3 protein-coding genes are annotated in these 2,290 nt (G+C 69.6%); 1 reads left to right on the top strand and 2 read right to left on the bottom strand.

Annotated elements, in window-relative coordinates; all coding sequences use genetic code 11:
• Positions 1–579 (bottom strand): hypothetical protein (locus ACTUAL_RS13935; protein WP_440900533.1); only part of this gene is annotated, 579 nt, incomplete at its 3' end.
• Positions 580–585: 6 nt separating this feature from the next.
• Positions 586–1,593: a hypothetical protein gene (locus ACTUAL_RS13930; RefSeq protein WP_440900532.1), complete on the bottom strand. Its 1,008-nt coding sequence runs from the start codon at positions 1,591–1,593 to the stop codon at positions 586–588.
• Between the two features lie 238 nt (positions 1,594–1,831).
• On the opposite strand from ACTUAL_RS13930, the gene ACTUAL_RS13925 reads away from it, so the two are divergent.
• On the top strand, positions 1,832–2,290 hold a 459-nt coding region (locus tag ACTUAL_RS13925), incomplete at its 3' end, for an FKBP-type peptidyl-prolyl cis-trans isomerase (RefSeq protein WP_440900531.1).

Below are 2,290 nucleotides of genomic sequence, written 5' to 3'. Positions count from 1 at the left end.
GGGGTCGTAGGACAGGCTCCACGGTCTCACCGCCCGCGACTTGACCAGGAACGTCATCGTCCCGTCGATCGCGCGCGGGATGCGGTGGAACTCGTGCGCCAGCATCGTCCCGGACACCCCGGCCCGGCAGTCGGCGCTGCGCAGCGGGGCGACCTCGGAGATCGCCGTGCCCTCGGGCGCCAGCCGCACGCGGTAGCGCTCGTGCAGGTAGCCGCCCGACAGGATGACCGTGCAGAAGTGGTAGCGGTGGTTGTGGACGGAGTCGGCGTAGCCCGGCCGCCAGTCCCGCTGCGGCTTGTACTCGTGCAGCCAGAACGTGAACGGCTCGGCGGGCTCGTCCCGCAGGCACCAGGCGAAGTGCGTCGTCGTCTCGCGGGACCGGGCCACCACGCGCGTCTCCTCCCTCGGGCCGAGCGCGCGCAGCTCCTCCCTCAGCCGCTCGCGCAGCCCCGGATCACCGGCCCACGCGGAGAAGCCCTCCGCGACCCGGTCCCAGTTCACCGGGCCTGGTGGGTGGTCGTCCGAGACGAGGGCGGCGAGCTCCGCGAGGGCGGAGATCTCGGTGGTGTGGGTCAGCACTGCTTATCAGCTCCCCAACTGAGCAGAGGCGGAGAATTCCCGGCGGAAGTGGTGGAACTTCGCCTCCAGTGCGTCGAACGCCGGTTCCGCCAATGCGGTCCCGGTGATCTTCTCGAAGAGCGCGAAGAAGTCAGCCCGAGCGGTCGCGGGAGTCAGCGAGAAGTGGAACCCCGCCTTGGAATTGCTGATCCTGAGGAACTCGGCCCTTTCCATCCCGTAGAGAAAGGAACCCTCGGAGAACCTCAGCGTGCGCGGGTAGAGCCGCATCGAACCGGACGCGGTCCCGGTGTACAGGGTCAGCCAGGCGCTGTCGTCGAACAGCTCCAACCGGTCCAGCGGCGGGTCGGACACGATGGTCACGTCGATCCGGCTGGCCCGCCCCCGCGCCAGGAACAGGCCCACCAACCCGACCGCGACCTGCTCGCGCAGGTCGGCGCGGATGGTGTCGTAGTCGCCGTCGGAACCCGCGTTGCGCAGCAGGTACCTGGCCCTGCCGGTGATCGCGTCCTCGTCGGCCGGGTCGGCGAGCACCACGCGCAGCTCGCACTCGGACTTGGCCAGCAGCAGGCGGGACGCGGCGTACCGGCCCGCGAACCCGCGGAAGCAGTACAGCCTGGTGCGCTCCAGGTCCTGCATCATGAGCTGGTTGAACGCCGGGTCCGGCTTGGCGGTCGGCTCGAACACGTGGCTGGGGAAGAACTCGCGGTCCAGCGCCCGGTACTCGTCGGTCAGCTCGCGCAGCGCCTTCCGGCTCTCCGCGACCACCGGCTCGACCATCGCGCGGCGGGTCGCCGTGCTGGTCACGAGCGTCTGGGTGAACCCGACGACCGCGGACACCAGCGTGCTGGAGGCGAGCGCGGCGACCAGGTTCCTCGCCGTCCCCTCCGCCATCCCGCTGGAAATCACCATCGAGATCCCGGAAGTGGTCACCAGTATCAGCAGGAGAAGCCCGGTCCGGGTCCAGAACAATTCCACCAACAGCTTCATGCGGACGCCGTCCGGCTCCGCCGACACGGTGTCACCTCCTTGGACGGCACACGAACGGATCAGTGCCGCGTGGTGTTATGGTTGGTGCGGGGAGCAACTGTACGCGGGGCCGCAGTTTTGCGGAAGGCGTATTTGGTTGGACATTTTCAGTGAATTTTCCCCACCACCCGTTCAGCCTGCGCGGGCGACCTGGGCGAGACGTCCCCGTGCCCGCCCCATAAGCTCGACCACCATGCGTACCGTCGGCCGATCGGCCCTGGCTCTCGTGTCCTTGCTGTCCGCCGGAGTGGCGCTGACCGCCTGCACCCCCAGCGACCGCCCGTCCACCCAGACCGGGGAGAACACCCCCGCCGCCACCGCGCCCGCCGCGCAGACCGGCGGCAACAAGGTCAGCAAGCCCTCCGGCCCGCCCTGCCAGCCCGAGCAGTACCAGGTCACCGGCGACTTCGGCCAGAAGCCGACCATCACCGTGCCGAAGGACTGCGCCCCGCAGGACGGCCTGCTCTCCCGCGACCTCAAGGAGGGCGAGGGCGTCGAGGCCAAGGCGGGCTCCACGGTCACCGTCAACTACGAGCTGGTGACCTTCAGCGACGGCCAGACCGCCGACTCGTCCTTCGAGCGCGGCGCGACCTTCGACGTCGAGGACCTGGGCAACGCCCCGGTCATCAAGGGCTGGAACCAGGGCCTGGTCGGCATCAAGGAGGGCGGTCGCCGCCTGCTGGTG

The organism is Actinosynnema sp., from assembly GCF_052038725.1.
This window is presented reverse-complemented; position numbering and strand designations above follow the sequence as displayed.